This is a genomic window from Methylosinus sp. (assembly GCF_036560965.1).
Lineage (GTDB): Bacteria > Pseudomonadota > Alphaproteobacteria > Rhizobiales > Beijerinckiaceae > Methylosinus.
On the sequence record NZ_DATBQF010000003.1, the window covers coordinates 1 to 17,580 of the forward strand.

The following is a 17,580-nucleotide window of genomic DNA, read 5'->3' on the forward strand; positions in this document are numbered from 1 at the left end:
ACGCCGATTCGGTCGAATAGTCGGAGCGCTCGAAAATAAATCGCTCCGTTTCGGGCGGATGCTCTAGCGCGATTTGGCCGGAAAGGGAATGCGCCGCGCGAGCGTGACCGAAGCATGACGAGCGCCATTGACAAGCGGAGCGTCGGCCTCGTAAGAGAGCCGCGTTGCCCAGGTGGCGGAATTGGTAGACGCGCTGGTTTCAGGTACCAGTGGTGAAAGCCGTGGAGGTTCGAGTCCTCTCCTGGGCACCAACGCACTCTCGCAGAGTGTCTTCATCGATCCCGAGCGCTCGCGGCGATCGACCTGCCCCGCGGCGATCGACCTGTGCCCCCTGGCGCGCCGACTTGCCAGATCGTTCCCGGATGGACGAGAACCGCCAGGTCGCCGCGTCGTCGCCTTCGACGCGGTTTTCGGGGAAACATCATGCGACGCGCCCTTATCGCCTTTGTCGCCCTTCTCGCTCTCGCGCTTCTCTACGCGGGCTACGCCTTTCTCTCGTTGCGCCAGCTCGAGGCGGGCGTGAAGGCGGGCGACGCCGTCGCTATTTCGGACCATGTCGATTTTCCCGCCGTGCGCGGCTCGATCAAGGAGCAGCTGGCGACCATCGTCATGTCGCGCGCGCTGGACGGCGCCGACAAGAATCGCAGTCCCGGCGTACGGCTCGGCGCCGGTCTGCTGGCGGCCATCGGCCCGGCGCTCATCGATACGGCGGTCGACCGTTTCGTCTCGCCTGCGGCCATCGGCGCCCTGCTGGCGCGGCGCGCGACCGCGGCGTCGTCCGGTCAGGGGCCGGCGGCGGCTGGCGACGGACAAGAGCCCCGGGAGCTCGATCTGCGTCGCTTCGCGCATCGCTTCGAGATTCTGTCGCCGACGCGGTTTCGCATCACCCATAAGGACGGCGTCGCGATCGTCTTCGCCCTCTCGGATTGGACGTGGAAAGTCGCCGATATTCGCATCCCGCCGGATCTTCTGAAAAAGCTCCTGCGGCCGGATGCAGGAGGCGAGCGCCTGTGACCGGCTCTGCGCGAAGCGCCGAATTGCTCGGCCATCCGCGCGGGCTCGCCGATCTCATCCCTGGTTCTTGACCATGTTCGTCGGCAATTTCCTCGGCGGCTGGCTCGGCGGCTTCTCGTCCAGCCTCGCGCGGCGCTTTCGCTCGGACCTCATTCCCGATTGACGCGCGCGCGCGTCGGGTTAAGAGCTTTCCGCATGACGAAGACGCACAAGGGCGCCGCTCTTCTCGGGCAGAAATCGGCGCTGCCCCGATCGCCCGACGAGGCCGAGCTCGACCTCGTCGCCAATCCGCATCCGGGCGAGATCTATCTCGTCCGCTTCGCCGCGCCGGAATTCACCTCGCTGTGCCCGGTGACCGGCCAGCCGGATTTCGCGCATATCGTCATCGATTATGCGCCGATGGAATGGCTCGTCGAATCGAAGTCGCTGAAGCTCTATCTCGGCAGCTATCGCAATCACGGCGCCTTCCACGAGGATTGCACGCTTCGCATCGCCAAGGATCTCGTGGCGGCGATGACGCCGCGCTGGCTGCGCATCGGCGGCTATTGGTATCCGCGCGGCGGCATTCCGATCGACGTCTTCTGGCAGACGGGCGCGCCGCCCGCCGGCCTCTGGCTGCCGGACCAGGGCGTGACGCCCTATCGCGGGCGGGGCTGACGCGCGCTATCGCGACGCGAGCGCCTTCGCCAGCCGATCGAAGGGCAGCAGCGCCTCGATCAGCGCCGGCAGATCGCGCAGCGGGATCATGTTCGGACCGTCGGAGACGGCGCTGTCCGGGTCTGGATGCGTCTCGATGAAGAGGCCGGCGACGCCAACCGCTGCCGCCGCCCGCGCCAGCACCGGGACGAAGCGCCGCTCGCCGCCGGAGGCCGCGCCGAGCCCGCCCGGCTGCTGCACCGAATGGGTGGCGTCGAAAATGACTGGAACGCCGGTCGTCTCCGCCAGAATGGGCAGCGCGCGCATGTCGGAGACCAGCGCATTATAGCCGAAGCTGGTTCCGCGCTCGGTCGCCAGCGCGCCGGCGGCGCCCTCGGCGCGCAGCTTGTCGATGGCGTGGCGCATGTCCCAGGGCGCGAGGAACTGGCCCTTCTTCACATTGACGATGCGCCCCGTCCGCGCCGCCGCCGCGAGCAGATCGGTCTGCCGGCAGAGGAAGGCGGGGATTTGCAGAATATCCGCCACTTCCGCCACAGGCGCGCATTGCGCGGTCTCATGCACGTCGGTGAGGAGGGGCAGTCCGAAGCGCTCCTTGATCTCGGCGAAGATCGGCAGCGAGGCGGCAAGGCCGAGGCCGCGCCCCGAGGCGCCCGAGCTGCGATTGGCCTTGTCGAAAGAGGCTTTGAACACGACGCCGATTTGCAGCCGCTCGGCGAGCGCGGCCAGCGCCTGCGCGATCTCCAGGCCCTGCGCGCGGCTCTCCAGCGCGCAGGGGCCGGCGATGAGCGCGAGCGGCAGCCCATTGCCGAAGGTCACGCGCCGAGGCGCGCCGATGGTGACCGTGGAGAAATCTGTGGGCATTGCGCAAGCCTATCACTCGCATCCGCGAGCGCGAAGCACGAGGGAAGCGTCACCCGATCATCTCGGCGCGTCAATCGGACTCCTTGGCCTCGGTCGGCGTGACTTTCAGCACGGTGATGCGATTGCGCATCTTGCGCAGCACCTCGAAGCGAAAGCCGTGGAAGTTGAATACTTGGCCCGCCTCCGGAATGGCCGCCGCCTCGTGGATGACGAGGCCGGCGATCGTCGTCGCCTCCTCGTCCGGCAGGCTCCACTCCATGACACGGTTGAGGTCGCGCACCGGCACCGCGCCGTCGACCAGCACCGAGCCGTCCTCCTGCGGGCGCACGCCCTGCATGGCGAGATCATGCTCGTCGCGAATGTCGCCGACGATCTCCTCCAATATGTCCTCGAGCGTGACGAGGCCCATCACCTCGCCATATTCGTCGACGACGAGCGCGAAATGCGTCTTGCGCTTGAGGAAGGCCTCGAGCTGATCCTCGAGCGTCGTCGATTCCGGCACGAACCAGGGCTCGAGCGCGACGTCGTCGACGCTGAGCTTGGAGAAATCCGCTCCCGCCGCATCGAGCGCGCGCAACAGATCCTTGGAGTGGATGACGCCGATGAAATTATCCGGCTCGTCGCGCCACAAGGGCATGCGCGTGAAGGGCGAGGCCAGCACCTCGCGCACGATCTGCTCGGGCGGCAGGTCGGCGTCTATCGTGCGCATTTTGGTGCGGTGGATCATCACATCGGCGACATGCAGAATCTGCAGATCGAGCACGCCGCCGAACATGTCGCGCCAATTGCGCTCGACGGTGCCTTCCTCATGCATGATGTCGACGGCGCTCTTGAGCTCGTCATAGGGCGAGAGCAGCGTGCGGCCGTGGCCGATCTCGACGCCGGCGAGCTTCAGCACGCCGCGCACGAAGGCCTCGACGCCGATGAGCAGCGGGCCGAAAATGGCGACGAACAGGGTTATGACGCGGGCGACGCGCAGCGACAGGCGGTCGGGATGGTTGATCGCCACCGTCTTCGGCAGAACCTCGGCGAAGACCAGCAGCAGCACGGTCATGAGGATGGTGGCGTAGACGGCGCCGCTCTCGCCGGTCAGATAGACGAGCACGCTGGTGGTGAAGGCCGAGCCGCCGATATTGACCAGCGTCGAGCCGAGCAGCAGCGCCGCGATCATGCGATTGCGCTGGCCCAGCAGCCGGTTGACCAGCGCGGCGCGACGGTCGCCCTCTTTCTCCAGCGCATGCATATGGGCGTGCGAGGCGGCGGTGAGCGCCGTCTCCGACGCGGAGAAGAAGGCGGACAGCAGAACGCACAGCACGACCACGAAGGCCGCCACCCATATGTCGACCTTCTCGAGGCCCGTTTCGACGCCGCCGTGCATGATGTCCCTATTCGCGCCTACTCGCGGGCGATTTCGTCCTTGAGGAAGCTGCGCACCGCATCGACCTCGATGCCCTTGGCGACGAAGGACCGTCCGATCCCGCGCGCCAGGATGAAGGTGAGCGCGCCCCTCTCGACCTTCTTGTCCTGGAACATGGCGTCGAGCATGGCGTCGGCGTCGTCGCGCCAGCCGGGAATATCGCGGATGCGAGTCGGCAGGCCGACGCGCGCCAGATGGCGGCCGACGCGCTCGGCGTCCTGCAGGCTGCAGAGGCCGAGCCGCGCCGAGAAGCGAAAGGCCGAGACGAGGCCGATGGCGACGCCCTCGCCATGGACGAGGCGCTCGCTGTCGTAATGCACGAGCCGCTCCAGCGCATGGCCGAAAGTATGGCCGAGATTGAGCAGAGCGCGGTCGCCCTGCTCGGTCTCGTCGCGGGCGACGATCTTGGCCTTGGAGCGGCAGCTCACCGAGATCGCCTCGACGCGCGCGGCGCGGTCGGCGAAAACGGCGGAGGCGTTGTTCTCCAGCCATTCGAAGAAGAAGGCGTCGTCGATGAGGCCGTATTTGACGACCTCGGCGTAGCCGGCGCGGAACTCGCGCAGCGGCAGCGTCGCCAGAGCGTCGACATCGGCCAGCACCAGCGAGGGCTGGTAGAAGGCGCCGACGAGATTCTTGCCCTGCGGCGTGTTGATGCCGGTCTTGCCGCCGACGGAGGAGTCGACCTGCGCCAGCAGCGTCGTCGGAACCTGCACGAAGCGCGAGCCGCGCCGCACGCTCGCCGCCGCGAAGCCGGTGAGATCGCCGACGACCCCGCCGCCGAGCGCCAGCACAATGTCGCGGCGCTCGATGCGCGCTTCGAGAATCTCCTCGCAGACGCGCTGGAAGACGGGGAAGGATTTCGAGCCTTCGCCCGGCTCGACGATGATCGACGTCGTGCGAATCCCGGCTTTCTCGAGGCTGTGGCGCAGCACGGGGAGCTGCAGCCGCGCGACATTGGCGTCGGTGACGATGGCGCAGGCCGCGCCCGGCGCGATGCGCGCGAGATGCTCGCCCGTCTGCTCCAAAAGGCCGGCGCCGATGATGATGTCATAGGCGCGCTCGCCGAGCCCCACCTCGACAGTCTGCGACTCGACGGGGGCGGGCGGCGTTCGTGACGTCATGAATCTGGTAAATCCTTGTGTCGTCGCGCTTTCCGGTGCGCCTACGGCCCAGGCGAGCAGCGCCGTCACCGTCTCCTCGACCATCGCCTCATGGGGAACGTCGCGGGAGAGCACGGCGATATCGGCCTGGCGGTAGACGGGATAGCGCTCGTCCATCAGCCGGCGCAGCACGGCGGCGGGATCGCTGGTCTGCAGCAGCGGACGGTCGCCTTTCCGCCGCACGCGGCGCAGCAGAACGTCATGGGCGGCGTCGAACCACAGCGAGACGCCGCGCTCCTTCACGCGGCTGCGTGTGGTCTCGTCCATGAAGGCGCCGCCGCCGGTCGCCAGCACGCAGGGCTCGCCGGCCAGCAGGCGGGCGATGACGCGGCGCTCGCAATCGCGGAAATGCGCCTCGCCATATTTGGCGAAAATATCGGGGATCGGCATGCCCGCCGCGGCGGCGACGATCTCGGCGTCGGCGTCCTTGAACGGCAGGCCGAGCCGCTGCGCCAGGCGCTGGCCGATCGAGGTCTTGCCGGAGCCCATCATGCCGACGAGCACGAGCGAGCGGCCGAGCAGAGCGCCGCGAATGGCGCGCGCGCCATCCTCGGGCGGCGTCTGGCCGCCCGGCCGCGCCGCGGGATCGCCGGTCGAATGACCGCCGATCATTTGCCCGCCGATCGCTTGCACTTTGCTCATGCCGAGCAATCTACACTGCGTTCGCAGGAAATTCAGCCCCGATTTGCTCATTCGGGGAGCAGCGGCTCGAGAAAACGGCGGATGAAGCCCAGCATGCGCGGCTCGGCGAGGTCGGCGCGCCGCGCCGCCATGCGCACGCCCGCCAGCTCGGGCTTTTTTTGCGTGGCGATGCGGGCCGTCACGCGGGCTTCCAGCTCGGCGGCGGCGAGCGGCGATTGAGCGATTCGCATGCAGGCGACGCGCGGCCCGGCGAAGACGATGGTCCAGTCCGGCGAAAGCCGAACCTCCTGCGGCGTGACGCCGGTCTCTTCTTCCAGCTCGCGCAGCAGATTGGCCTCGAGATCGACGAGGCCGCCGCGCAGATCGCTCGGGTCCGGCGTTCCGGCCGGAAAATAGATCGCGCCGGCGGCGGAATGATCCGCCCCCATCTCGCCGAGCAGAAAGGCGCCGTCGGCCGAACGCAGCGCCGGCATGGAGAAGCAATTATAGACGGAGGCGTCCGGAAAGCCGAAATCCCGCCAGGCGAGGAAGCGGGAGAAGCGCGTCGCGAAGAATTTGACGCCGAGCGTCGCGTTCTCCGTGGCGTTCTCTGTCGCGCTCTCCCGCGCGTTCCCGCGCGAGACGCCATGGGCGAGCAGCACCGGCCCGTCGAAGAGCGCGGGAATCTCGGCCCGCCGCGCCGCCCAATGGGCGTCGATCTCCGCGCCGCGCTGCCGGTCGAAGGCCCAATCATGCGGCTCGAGGACGCAATGCAGGGCGGAGACGGTGGCGATCTCGAACGCGTCGCTCATAAGTCGAGGTCCCCACGCTGAATCAGGACCGCATGTCCCGCCACTGTGACCGCGACGAGCCGGCCGGCTTCGATCCGCGAGCCGAGAATGATGCGCGAGGGGCGGCCCATGGCGTAGCCTTGCTCGATGACGAATTCGTGCTCGCCGTCCTCGGGCGCCTCGAAGGCGTGGGCGACGCCGGCGAAGGCCGCCGCGGCCGCGCCCGTCGCCGGGTCCTCGCCGATGCCGACGCCATTGGCGAACATTCTGGCGCAGACCGCGCTCGACGGCTCGACCGTCTCGCTCGTGTAGAGATAGGCGCCGATGCGCTCGCCGAGCAGGGCGGGGAAGGCGGCAGGGTCCGGCCGCGCGCGATCCAGCGCTGCGCGCGAGCGGACCGGAACGAAAACCAGCTCCACCCCGGCGGAGAAGCTCGACGGGATGTGGCGGCCAAAGCCGATCTCCTCCGCTTCGAGGCCGAGAGCCTGCGCCAGCGGCGCGGCGTGAGGCGCCGGCGCGCCGCGGACGGGCAGGCGCGGCGCGTCGAAACGGGCCAGAACGGCGCCGGAGGCGTCCCGCACCACCTCGCAGCGGACGAGGCCGATCTCTTCCTCCAGGGCGATGACGACGCCATGGCGCGTCAGCATCTCGGGCGCGCGCTGCGTCGCCAGCAGCGCCGCGGCTCCGACGGTCGGATGGCCGGCGAAGGGCAGCTCGACGCCCGGCGTGAAGATGCGCAGGCGCGCCGTGTTCACGGAATCGCGCGGCTCCAGCACGAAGACGGTCTCGCTCAGATTGAACTCGCGGGCGATCGCCTGCATCGTCGCGCAATCGAGCCCGTCCGCGCCGAGCACGACGGCGAGCGGATTGCCGGCGAAGCGACGCGTCGTGAACACGTCGAGTGTGAAAAAGCGCAATCGCATGGGACGGACGCGGCTCGGCTAGGGCCAGGGCGGATCGCCCTGAATGGATAGAATGGTGATCGAGTCGCGGAACTCGATCAATTCGGCGATGAGGCCGTTCTCGAAACGCACGAAATCGGCGAGATCGACGCGGCCCTCGAGGCCGGTGCCGCGGTGGCGCCAGCGCACGCTGCGCCGGACCGCGACGCGGCCGCCGTCGATGATGACGTCGTCGATCTGCGGCTCCGACTGGGCGAAGTCGATGTTGATCGCGCGCAATATGTGGAGCAGCGCGCCGACGCCGAAATGGCGGCCGGCATAGGGGATGCGGGATTTGTCGCCGACGAATTCGCAGACGACGTCCTGCGCGCAGAAATCCCGAACCACGCTGAAATCGCCGTCATCGGCGGGCTGCGCGGCGAGCAGCTCGACGCGGCGGAGAATCTCCTCGCGATCGAGTCCTGCGGGAGGGCGCGAGAAAAAATCTTCGCAATTCGTCATGCAACGCCTCGATCCGCGGTTTATCGGGGCTAGAATCTTTTCGTGCTTCAGGGAAGCGAGAAACGATTCTATGCGTTTGCTTCGACGCGTCTGCAACGCCGAACCGGCGACCATTTCGGGCTGGAAACGCTCTAGGGCTCGTCCCGTTCGATCAGAGCCTCCGCGGCGGAGCGTCCCCAGCCGTGATAATCGAGATATTCGAACATCTCGACGACTTTTCCGTCCCGCCAGTACAAGAAATGCGCCATGTCCAGCGTGGCCGTATAGCCGAAATTGCGATGGCGCCAGGAGTTGCGCCATCTGACCGTCGATTTCGGCCCGTCGACGAGAATGTCCAGCACCTCGCCGCCGAGCGGCTCGTAATTGACGTCGGTCAGCCGGATATTCTCGCGGAACGCGTCGCGTCCATGGAGGACGCCAGGGAGGAACAAGCCCTCCTTGGTGCCGTGATAACGCACGACGACATCGGGCGCGAAATAGCGCATCATCTCGTCGATCTTGCCCGCCATGCGCAGGCGCGTGATCTCGAAGACATTGCGTCTCAATTCGCGACGATGCTCCTCGTCGGGTTCGTCGATTTTCGGCTGCATCGCCCTTCCTCGTCGCGAGGGCGGCCGCCCCGCCGCTCCTTTTCGACGATGCGTTCGATCCGAGCTGATCTTCGGGATCGTCCCCTCTCTCGAACGCTTCGACTAGTTGCGGTCCTTGTCGACCAGCCGGTTCTTGCCGATCCAGGGCATCATGGCGCGCAGCCGCGCGCCGACCTCCTCGATCGGATGAGCGGCGTTGCGCGTGCGGGTGGCCTTGAACGAGGTCTGGCTGACCTTGTTCTCGAGCATCCAGTCGCGGGTGAACTTGCCGGACTGGATGTCCTCCAGGACGCGCTTCATCTCCGCCTTGGTGTCCTTGGTGACGATGCGCGGGCCGGTGACATATTCGCCATATTCGGCCGTGTTGGAGACCGAGTAGTTCATATTGGCGATGCCGCCCTCATAGATGAGGTCGACGATCAGCTTCACCTCGTGCAGACACTCGAAATAGGCCATTTCCGGCGCGTAGCCGGCCTCGACCAGCGTCTCGAAGCCATTGCGGATCAGCTCGACGAGGCCGCCGCAGAGCACGACCTGCTCGCCGAAGAGATCGGTCTCGCATTCCTCGCGGAAGCTGGTCTCGATGACGCCCGCGCGGCCGCCGCCGATCGCCGAGGCGTAGGAGAGGCCGAGCTCGAGCGCATTGCCGGAGGCGTTCTGATGCACGGCGATGAGGCAGGGGACGCCGCCGCCCTTCAGATATTCGCCGCGCACCGTATGGCCCGGGCCCTTGGGCGCGACCATGATGACGTCGAGATCCTTGCGCGGCTCGATGAGGTTGAAGTGGATGTTGAGGCCATGGGCGAAGAACAGCGCCGCGCCGGGCTTCAGATTGGGCTCGAGCTCGGCGGCGTAGATCTCGCCCTGCAGCTCGTCCGGCGTCAGCATCATGACGACATCGGCCCATTTGGCGGCCTCGGCCACCTCCATCACCTTGACGCCGGCGCCCTCGGCCTTCTTGGCGGAGGCGGAGCCCTTGCGCAGCGCGACCGCGACCTCGCCGACGCCGGAATCCTTGAGGTTCAGGACATGGGCGTGGCCCTGGCTGCCATAGCCGACCACCGCGACCTTCTTGCCCTTGATCAGATTGATGTCGGCATCCCGATCGTAATAGACGCGCATATTCTCGCTTTCCCCCGCAGGACGACAGCCGCCGTCGCTTGTCTTCAGAAGTTCTTCAACCGCCAGTCGGCGCCGGCGGGTCGTCTTTCCTGATTGATTTTACGCGGCTTTTCCGCCATCTCGGGAAGACTTGCGAGATAACGGCGCATTTCGTCGACCTTTCTACGCGTCCGTTGCGCGAAGGTCAAAAATTAAGGATTTGCGCGGTCAGATCGGGTCCGGCCCGCGCGAGATGGCCGCCACTCCCGTGCGCGAGACCTCGACGAGGCCGATCGGGCGCATCAGATCGACGAATTCGTCGATTTTATTGGGCTTTCCCGTCAGCTCGAAGATGAAGCTCTCCGTCGTGGCGTCGACGACCCGCGCCCGGAACGCCTCGGCGAGCTGGAGCGCCGCATTGCGCTCCTCGCCCTTGCCCTTGACCTTCACCATGGCCAGCTCGCGCTCCAGCGAGCGGGCGGAGACGGTGAGATCGGTGACCTTGTGAACCGGCACCAGCCGCTCGAGCTGATGCTGGATCTGCTCGATCGTCTCCGGCGTGCCGGAGGTGACGACGGTGATGCGCGAAAGATGCTCGCCATGCGCCACCTCGGCGACGGTCAGGCTCTCGATATTATAGCCGCGCCCGGAGAACAGGCCGACGACGCGCGCCAGCACGCCCGGCTCATTGTCGACCAGCACGGCGAGCGTATGCGTCTCCACATTGGAGCGCGTCGTCGGCGAGGAATAGGGCGAGGGCGGGGAGAGGGGTGCGTTCATGAGCGGTTTCCGCGAGTGAGTGGCGAGCCGTGAGCAGTGAGCAGAATGAGCGGCGCTTCCGGCCGCTCCCTGCTCACGATCTCACGCGTCTCACACGAGCATCTTGCCCTTCTCGTCGATGATCGAGCCGAGCTCCACGCCCGCATCGTCCGAGAGATCGGCGAGCAGCATGTCGTTATGCGCCTTGCCCGAGGGGATCATCGGGAAGCAATTCTCGTTTTTCTCGACCAGACAATCGAAGATCACCGGCCCGTCATGGTCGATCATCTCTTGGATCGCGCGATCGAGATCGGCCGGGTCGGAGCAGCGTATGCCCTTGGCGCCGAAAGCCTCCGCCAGCTTCACGAAATCGGGCAGCGCCTCCGAATAGGAGTGCGAGTAGCGCCCGCCGTGCAGCAGCTCCTGCCACTGGCGCACCATGCCCATATATTCGTTGTTCAGGATGAAGATCTTGACCGGCAGCCGATATTGGATCGCCGTCGACATCTCCTGAATGTTCATCAGGATCGACGCCTCGCCGGCGATGTCGACGACGAGCGATTTGGGATGCGCGAGCTGCGCGCCGATCGCCGCCGGCAGGCCATAGCCCATGGTGCCGAGCCCGCCGGAGGTCATCCAGCGATTGGGCTCGTCGAAATGATAATGCTGCGCGGCCCACATCTGATGCTGGCCGACCTCGGTGGTGATGTAGGGATCGCGATCCTTGGTCAGCGCATAGAGCCGCTGCACGGCGTATTGCGGCTTGATGACCGTTTCGGAATTGCGGAAGGCCAGCGACTTGCGGTCGCGCCACTCGTCGATCTTCTTCCACCAGGCGTCGAGCGGCTGCTTGTCGGCGTGCATCGCCTCGGCGCGCCAGACGCGCACCAGGCTCTCCAGCACATGGCCGCAATCGCCGACGATCGGCAGATCGACCTTCACATTCTTGTTGATCGAGGAGCGATCGATATCGATGTGGATTTTCTTGGAGCCCGGCGAGAAAGCGTCGAGCCTTCCGGTGATGCGATCGTCGAAACGCGAGCCGACGGCGATCATCAGATCGCAATCGTGCATGGCGTTGTTGGCCTCGAAAGTGCCATGCATGCCGAGCATTCCGAGCCATCCCGGCCCGGAGCCCGGATAGGCGCCGAGGCCCATCAGCGTCGAGGTGATCGGAAAGCCGGTGAGCGAGACCAGCTCACGCAGCAGCGTCGAGGCCGCCGGGCCGGAATTGATGACGCCGCCGCCGGTGTAGAAGATCGGCCGCTTGGCGGAGGCCATCATCTTCACCGCGTGGCGGATCACGTCGATGTCGGCGTCGAGCTTGGGCCGATAGGTCTTGTGATGCACATTGCGCGGGCCCGTGTAGGTCCCGGTCGAGAATTGCACATCCTTGGGAATGTCGATGACGACGGGGCCCGGCCGCCCGTTGGAGGCGACGTAAAAAGCCTCGTGCAAGATGCGCGGCAGATCGTCGACGCTCTTCACCAGATAATTATGCTTGGTGCAGTGGCGGGTGATGCCGACCGTGTCGCATTCCTGAAAGGCGTCGGAGCCGATGAGATGCGTCGGCACCTGGCCGGTGATGCAGACGAGCGGAATGGAATCCATCAGCGCGTCGGTGAGGCCGGTGATGGTGTTGGTGGCGCCGGGGCCCGATGTCACCAGCAGCACGCCCGGCTTGCCGGACGAGCGGGCGTAGCCCTCGGCCGCATGGGCGGCGCCCTGCTCGTGACGCACGAGAATGTGGCGCACCTTCTCCTGATGGAAAAGCGCATCGTAGATCGGAAGCACGGCGCCGCCGGGATAGCCGAAAAGAACTTCGACGCCCTGATCCTTCAGGGCTTCGACGACCATTTCCGCTCCGGTCATTTGCTTCGCCATATTTTCCGAGCTCCGGTTTCTGCGACCTCTGCAGTCTTTTCCTGTTTCAGGGAAGCAGGGAAAAACTACAGGCTTTTGTTTTGACGCGCTTCCGGCGCCGAACCGTCGTCCACTTCGGCAGGAAGCGCTCTACGATGGCGGGCGGACGCCACGCAGGCAATAAAAAAGGCCCCCAAGAGGGCCCCGGATAAGCGCTAGCGGCGGAAAATCGGGTTCAGACCCGTTCCGTCTCCAGCGCCTTGCCTACGAGAAGAATGCCCTTCACGGCCCGCTCCCAGTCGAAATCTGGTCCAGACGTTACGGGAGACGACCGCAGGGGTCAAGGCGATTCCGCGTGCAATCCCGGGCTGTCGGGCGCGGCGCGGACCTCTCCGCCGCGGGAGCTTGGCCGGCGGGGCGAATTCGTGTACGCCTGCGCCGCTCCCCACCAGAACGAGTCTGAGATGAAGCGTTTTTTCGAATCCTTCCTGTTCCTGTCGCGCTGGCTGCTGGCGCCCTTCCTCGTCATGCTGGCGGTGGGTCTGCTCGAGCTGCTCTACAAAGCCGGCGTTCATCTCGTCGAGGCGACGGCGCATCTCGTCACCGCCACCGAATCCAATATGACGCTGCTGGTGCTCGATCTCATCGACATGACGCTCACCGGCGCGCTGGTGGTGACGGTCATGCTCTCGGTCTATGAGAATTTCGTCGCCAAGGTCGACACGGCCGCCCAGCCCGGCTGGCCGGACTGGATGGGGGCGATCGATTTCTCCGAGCTGAAGCTGAAGCTCCTGTCGACGATCGTCGCCATCTCCGCGATCAAGCTGCTCGAAGCCTTCATGGACGTGCCGCATACGAATGACCGGGAGCTGTATTTCTACCTCGGCATTCACATGACCTTCGTCGTCTCCACCCTGGCCTTCGCTCTGTCGGAGCGCCTCGCCGGCGGCCATGGGAAAAACCACGACGAGCAAGAGCATTGAGAGCGGAGCCGGACGACCGGCTCAGCGCTTCTTCACGAATTCCGTTCGCAGCACCAGGCCCTTGATGCTGTCGTGGCGGCAGTCGATCTCCTCGGGATCGTCGGTGAGGCGGATGGAGCGGATCACCGTGCCCTGCTTCAGCGTCTGATTGGCGCCCTTCACCTTCAGATCCTTGATGAGGATGACGGAGTCGCCGTCGGCGAGCACATTGCCGGCCGAATCCTTCACGACTTTCGCCTGCGCCGCCGCGGCGGCGAGCTGCGACGCCGGAACCCATTCGCCGCTCGCTTCGTCATAGACATAGTCTTCGTCGTCGGCCACGCGAACCTCTTTCATTGGAACGCCGAAGCGCAGGAGAGCCGGCGCAACGGATGCGCTCTCTTAGGCGACCGCGCCGCCTCGGCGCAAGGGCGACCTCGAGCGTTGCGCGCGGGGGCTAGAATCGACGTCCGGGCGGCGCGGGGGCGCATTTCAGCACGGCGATGACGCCGCCATCGTCATATTTCAGCGTGCCGGAGGCGATGTCGAGCAGGTTGCGGACATGTTGGTCGCGACATTTGCCGCCAGCGGCGGCGCAGACGCGATCCTGGCCGAAGGTCACGGCTTTCTGGTCGACGCTGACCGCATAAGTGACCTTTTGCGCTTCGCTGGAGCCGCTCGAACCGGAGACATAGGACTCGCCGTCCCGAAATTCCTCGGCGACGCCTTCCTCCCAGATAAGCTGCACGAAGCGCCGCTCGGTGTCGATATCGACCGCGACCGTCCGACTGGATCGCCCGCAATCGAGATGGATCTCTGTCGCGAGCGCAAGCGGCGCGCGCGCCATGAGAAAGAGCGAGACCGCGGCGACGCCGTAAAATCTGACGGTCATTCGATCATTTCCGACATGCGCGCGCGGCGCGGCCTCGTCAATTTTTCGGCAGCGTCGCGATCCTGTCGTCGCAGGCGCGCAGCTGCGCCTCGGTCGCGGACCAATAGGAAATCTCGCACAGAGCCTGATAGCGGCTGGCCACGAACATCGACCACAGGAAATAGCCGAGCCCGGCGACGCCGAGCGCGAGCAGCATATTGCGACTAAAAGCGTTCATGACCGGCCCTCCGGCTGCGGCCTGTATTCGGCCGCCGCGATCCGATGATATCGCGCGCCGGCTGGTCGCGGTTCATCCTGGCGCGGGCCCATGGCCCGGTCAAGCGGGCCCATGGCCCGGTCAAGCGGGCCGCCTCAGTCCAGCGTCTGCCGGAAGCGCATCACGGCGACGGCCATCGCCACCAGCGTGAAGACGCCGAGCGCGAGACTGTCGGCGGCGAGATCGCCAAAGCTCGAGCCTTTCAGCATGACCGAGCGTACGATGCGCAGATAATGGGTGAGCGGCAGCGCCTCGCCGACATATTGCGCCCATTGCGGCATGCCGCGAAACGGGAAGAAGAAGCCCGAGAGCAGCATATTGGGCAGGAAGAAGAAGAAGGTCATCTGGATCGCCTGCAATTGATTGACGGCGATCGTCGAGAATGTATAGCCGACCGAAAGATTGGCGGTGATGAACAAGAGCGTCAGCGGGCCGAGCACGAGCAGCGAGCCGACGATCGGGACGCCGAACAGTATCGTCGCGACGACGAGGATGATGCCCATCTGCACGCCGCCGACGACGACATAAGGCGCGATCTTGCCGAGCATGATCTCGGTCGGCCGCACCGGCATGGCGAGCAGCGACTCCATCGTGCCGCGCTCGATCTCGCGCGTCACCGAGAGCGCCGTGTAGATCAGCATCGTCATTGTGAGAATGGTGCCGACGAGGCCCGGCACGATGTTGCGGCGCGTCTCGCCGGCGGCGTTGTAGCGCCGATGCACGCGCACCTCGAACGGCGGCGGCCCTTGCGCCAGCGACGCGAGCGGGCCGATGAGCTCGCGGTCGAGCGCGCTCGCGGCGGCGGCCGTCACCGCGGAGACGGCGCCGCCGGTCGCCGTGGGGTCGGTGGCGTCGGCCACGACGAGCACCGGCGGCCTCTCGCCGCGAATGACGCGCCGGCCGAAATCGGGCGGAATCTCGATGACGAATTGCACGCGATTGGAGCGGATCAGCGTCTCGGCGTCGGTCTCGTCCGTCGCGGCGGCGATGATGTCGAAATAATCGGTCATGCGCAGCGCGGCGACCACGGAGCGGGCGAGCGGCCCGTCGTCCTGCACCAGCAACGCCGTCGGGAGATGCTTCGGGTCGGCGTTGATGGCGTAGCCGAACAGCAAGAGCTGAATGAGCGGAATGCCGACGATCATCGCCAGCGTCACGCGATCGCGACGCAGCTGGATCAGCTCCTTCACGAACATCGCATAGAGACGCCCGAGCGAGGCGCGCGCCTGCGGCGTCCACATCATCGTCGCGCCTCTATATGCGTCATGAGGTCGATGAATACATCCTCGAGCGAGGGCTCGCCGCGCGTCCATCGCTGCGGCGCATCGGCGTCGAAGTCCCGCACGATCTCGGCGAGGCGCGCGGCGTCGCGGCCGGCGACATGCAGCGCCATGCCGAAAGGCGCGACCATATCGACGCCCTTCGTCGCCTTCAGCCGCGCCGCCAGCGTCCCGAGATCGGGGCCGGTCACCACATAGGTCGAGAGGCCGGAGCGCGCGACGATCTCGGCGATCGACCCCTGCGCCAGCAGGCGTCCATCGGCGATATAGGCGATCTCGTGGCAGCGCTCCGCCTCGTCCATGTAATGGGTGGAGACCAGCACGGTGAGACCTTGCGAAGCGAGCGAATGAATCTCGTCCCAGAAGTCGCGGCGCGCCTTGGGATCGACGCCCGCCGTCGGCTCGTCGAGCAGCAGCAGGGCGGGGCCGGGCAAGATGCAGGCGGCCAGCGCCAGCCGCTGCTTCCAGCCGCCGGAGAGCTCGCCGGCGAGCTGCTCGGCGCGTTTCTCGAGCCCCAATCGGACGATCGCCTCGCGCGCCGCCTGCACGGGATGCGCGAGGCCATAGATGCGCGCGACGAATTCGAGATTCTCGCGGATCGAGAGATCGCCATAGAGCGAGAAGCGCTGCGTCATATAGCCGACGCGGCGCTTGATCTCGTTTTGCTGCGTGCGAATGTCGTAGCCCAGGCACGAGCCGCGGCCGGAGTCGGGCGTCAGCAGGCCGCACAGCATGCGGATCGTCGTCGTCTTGCCGCTGCCATTGGGGCCGAGGAAGCCGTGAATGCGGCCGCGCTCGACGCGCATGGTGAGATTGTCGACGACCTTGCGCCCGCCGAAGGATTTGGTCAGTCCTTCGGCCTCGATGGCGATGGCGGCGCTCACGGCGCCGCGCCCTCGACGGCGAGGCGCACCTGCACCGGCAGGCCGAGCGGCAATTCGCGCGCCTTTTCCTCGAGCCGCGCCTCCACCTTGAAGACGAGCTTGGCGCGCTCCTGATCGCTGAAGATGACGGGCGGCGTATATTCCTCGCGCTGGGCGATGAAGCTGATGCGGCCCCAGAGTCCCTTGTCGCAGCCGTCGCAATCGACGGCGACGCGCGCGCCGAGCCGCGCCTCGACGAGCCGCGGCTGCGGAACGTAGAAGCGCACCTTGCGATTCTCCGGCGGCAGCAGGGAGAGCGCCGGCTGGCCGGCGGCGACCATCTCGCCGGTGCGGAAGAAAATATCCTGCACGACGCCCGCCGCCGGCGCGACGACCTTTTGTCGCGCGATGCGCGTGTCGAGCTGCTCGATCTGCGCGCGCGCCATCACGATCGCCGATTGCGCGGCCTCGATCTCCTGATTGCGGCTCGGCAGGCGCGCGACCTCGATCTGGCGCTCCGCCTCGGCGAGCGCGGCCTTGTCGCGGTCGCGCGCCATCACCGCCTGATCGAGCGCGGATTTCGGCGCATTGCCATGCGAATAGAGAATGCGCTTGCGCTCATATTCGGCGGCCGAGAGCGCGGCGGAGGCGTCGGCGGCCTCGACGGCGGCCTGCAGCACGGCGATCTGCTGCGGGCGGTTCATGGAGGCGCGCAGATTGTCGAGCTGCGCCTGCATTTGCGCCAGCCGCGCGGCGGCCTCGGCGCGCTGGCGGTCGAGCACGGGCGTGGCCATGGAGAACAGCGGCTCGCCTTCGCTCACCGCTCTGCCGGCCTCGACGTCGAGGCGGGCGAGACGCTCGCCCTCGACCGGGCCGATGTAGAGAAGCTCGCCCTCGACATAGCCGAGGAAGGCGCCGGAGCCAGCGCCGTCGCCGCGCATCCGCCAGAGGCCGAGCGCGACGGGGATCAGCAGGACGAGCAGGAGCCAGCGTCTCATTTCCGTCCTCGCAACGGCGGACGGAGCGGGCCGGCCGGCCCAAGGCGCTCGATCCGAACTTCCCCCGGGCTCAGGCTGTTAAGTCGCGCGAG

The 17,580-nt window shown here is 66.5% G+C and carries 19 protein-coding genes and 1 tRNA gene; 4 read left to right on the forward strand and 16 right to left on the reverse strand.

Translation table 11 applies throughout. The features are described from left to right. The first annotated feature begins 166 nt into the window (after positions 1-166). The 3 genes from VIF40_RS00065 to queF all read left to right on the forward strand — a co-directional run bounded on the left by VIF40_RS00065 (position 167) and on the right by queF (position 1,671). Positions 167-251: transfer RNA gene (locus VIF40_RS00065), tRNA-Leu, on the forward strand. Between the two features lie 172 nt (positions 252-423). Continuing rightward, positions 424-1,014 carry a DUF2939 domain-containing protein gene (locus VIF40_RS00070; RefSeq protein WP_331935469.1) on the forward strand — a complete coding sequence of 197 codons (591 nt, stop codon included), beginning with the start codon at positions 424-426 and terminating at the stop codon, positions 1,012-1,014. Positions 1,015-1,209: 195 nt separating this feature from the next. After that, on the forward strand, positions 1,210-1,671 hold the full coding sequence (gene queF, locus VIF40_RS00075; protein WP_331935470.1) for a preQ(1) synthase: 462 nt from the start codon (positions 1,210-1,212) through the stop codon (positions 1,669-1,671). Positions 1,672-1,677: 6 nt separating this feature from the next. Here the strand turns inward: queF and kdsA are convergent, their stop codons facing one another. From kdsA to VIF40_RS00125, 10 genes are all read right to left on the reverse strand, one after another. After that, positions 1,678-2,532: a 3-deoxy-8-phosphooctulonate synthase gene (gene kdsA / locus VIF40_RS00080; RefSeq protein WP_331935471.1), complete on the reverse strand. Its 855-nt coding sequence runs from the start codon at positions 2,530-2,532 to the stop codon at positions 1,678-1,680. A gap of 70 nt (positions 2,533-2,602) precedes the next feature. Then, a complete protein-coding gene (locus VIF40_RS00085; protein WP_331935472.1) occupies positions 2,603-3,910 on the reverse strand; it encodes an HlyC/CorC family transporter in 1,308 nt (435 codons plus the stop codon). Positions 3,911-3,927: 17 nt separating this feature from the next. Further along, positions 3,928-5,751 carry a 3-dehydroquinate synthase gene (aroB, locus tag VIF40_RS00090; protein ID WP_331935473.1) on the reverse strand — a complete coding sequence of 608 codons (1,824 nt, stop codon included), beginning with the start codon at positions 5,749-5,751 and terminating at the stop codon, positions 3,928-3,930. A gap of 47 nt (positions 5,752-5,798) precedes the next feature. Then, entirely contained in the window at positions 5,799-6,542 is a 744-nt protein-coding gene (locus tag VIF40_RS00095) for an NUDIX hydrolase (RefSeq protein WP_331935474.1), read from the reverse strand. Next, positions 6,539-7,444, reverse strand: a complete 906-nt coding sequence (locus tag VIF40_RS00100; protein ID WP_331935475.1) for a PhzF family phenazine biosynthesis protein — start codon at positions 7,442-7,444, stop codon at positions 6,539-6,541. Before VIF40_RS00100 ends, VIF40_RS00095 begins: the two co-directional genes overlap by 4 nt. 18 nt (positions 7,445-7,462) lie before the next feature. Next, positions 7,463-7,924, reverse strand: coding sequence for a nuclear transport factor 2 family protein (locus VIF40_RS00105; RefSeq protein WP_331935476.1), 462 nt, complete (start codon positions 7,922-7,924; stop codon positions 7,463-7,465). A 131-nt stretch (positions 7,925-8,055) separates the two neighbouring features. Beyond that, positions 8,056-8,514, reverse strand: a complete 459-nt coding sequence (locus tag VIF40_RS00110) for a nuclear transport factor 2 family protein (protein ID WP_331935477.1) — start codon at positions 8,512-8,514, stop codon at positions 8,056-8,058. Positions 8,515-8,616: 102 nt separating this feature from the next. Beyond that, the gene (ilvC, locus tag VIF40_RS00115) at positions 8,617-9,636 is read right to left on the reverse strand and encodes a ketol-acid reductoisomerase (RefSeq protein WP_331935478.1); all 1,020 of its coding nucleotides are present in this window, start codon (positions 9,634-9,636) and stop codon (positions 8,617-8,619) included. Between the two features lie 207 nt (positions 9,637-9,843). After that, positions 9,844-10,395 (reverse strand): acetolactate synthase small subunit, encoded by a 552-nt coding sequence (ilvN, locus tag VIF40_RS00120; protein WP_331935479.1) that lies wholly within the window; start codon positions 10,393-10,395, stop codon positions 9,844-9,846. 90 nt (positions 10,396-10,485) lie between these two features. Beyond that, positions 10,486-12,258, reverse strand: a complete 1,773-nt coding sequence (locus VIF40_RS00125) for an acetolactate synthase 3 large subunit (RefSeq protein ID WP_331935480.1) — start codon at positions 12,256-12,258, stop codon at positions 10,486-10,488. 443 nt (positions 12,259-12,701) lie between these two features. Here VIF40_RS00125 and VIF40_RS00130 point away from each other — a divergent pair, with 443 nt between their 5' ends. Further along, on the forward strand, positions 12,702-13,220 hold the full coding sequence (locus VIF40_RS00130) for a YqhA family protein (RefSeq protein ID WP_331935481.1): 519 nt from the start codon (positions 12,702-12,704) through the stop codon (positions 13,218-13,220). Positions 13,221-13,241: 21 nt separating this feature from the next. Here the strand turns inward: VIF40_RS00130 and VIF40_RS00135 are convergent, their stop codons facing one another. From VIF40_RS00135 to VIF40_RS00160, 6 genes are all read right to left on the reverse strand, one after another. Then, the gene (locus VIF40_RS00135) at positions 13,242-13,556 is read right to left on the reverse strand and encodes a zinc ribbon domain-containing protein YjdM (protein ID WP_414684728.1); all 315 of its coding nucleotides are present in this window, start codon (positions 13,554-13,556) and stop codon (positions 13,242-13,244) included. A 100-nt stretch (positions 13,557-13,656) separates the two neighbouring features. Beyond that, a complete protein-coding gene (locus VIF40_RS00140; protein WP_331935483.1) occupies positions 13,657-14,091 on the reverse strand; it encodes a hypothetical protein in 435 nt (144 codons plus the stop codon). Between the two features lie 37 nt (positions 14,092-14,128). Continuing rightward, positions 14,129-14,308, reverse strand: coding sequence for a hypothetical protein (locus VIF40_RS00145; RefSeq protein WP_331935484.1), 180 nt, complete (start codon positions 14,306-14,308; stop codon positions 14,129-14,131). A gap of 134 nt (positions 14,309-14,442) precedes the next feature. Continuing rightward, the gene (locus tag VIF40_RS00150) at positions 14,443-15,591 is read right to left on the reverse strand and encodes an ABC transporter permease (RefSeq protein WP_331935485.1); all 1,149 of its coding nucleotides are present in this window, start codon (positions 15,589-15,591) and stop codon (positions 14,443-14,445) included. Beyond that, positions 15,588-16,511: an ABC transporter ATP-binding protein gene (locus VIF40_RS00155; RefSeq protein ID WP_331935486.1), complete on the reverse strand. Its 924-nt coding sequence runs from the start codon at positions 16,509-16,511 to the stop codon at positions 15,588-15,590. Before VIF40_RS00155 ends, VIF40_RS00150 begins: the two co-directional genes overlap by 4 nt. Then, positions 16,508-17,488 carry an HlyD family secretion protein gene (locus tag VIF40_RS00160; RefSeq protein WP_331935487.1) on the reverse strand — a complete coding sequence of 327 codons (981 nt, stop codon included), beginning with the start codon at positions 17,486-17,488 and terminating at the stop codon, positions 16,508-16,510. Before VIF40_RS00160 ends, VIF40_RS00155 begins: the two co-directional genes overlap by 4 nt. Positions 17,489-17,580 lie beyond the last annotated feature (92 nt).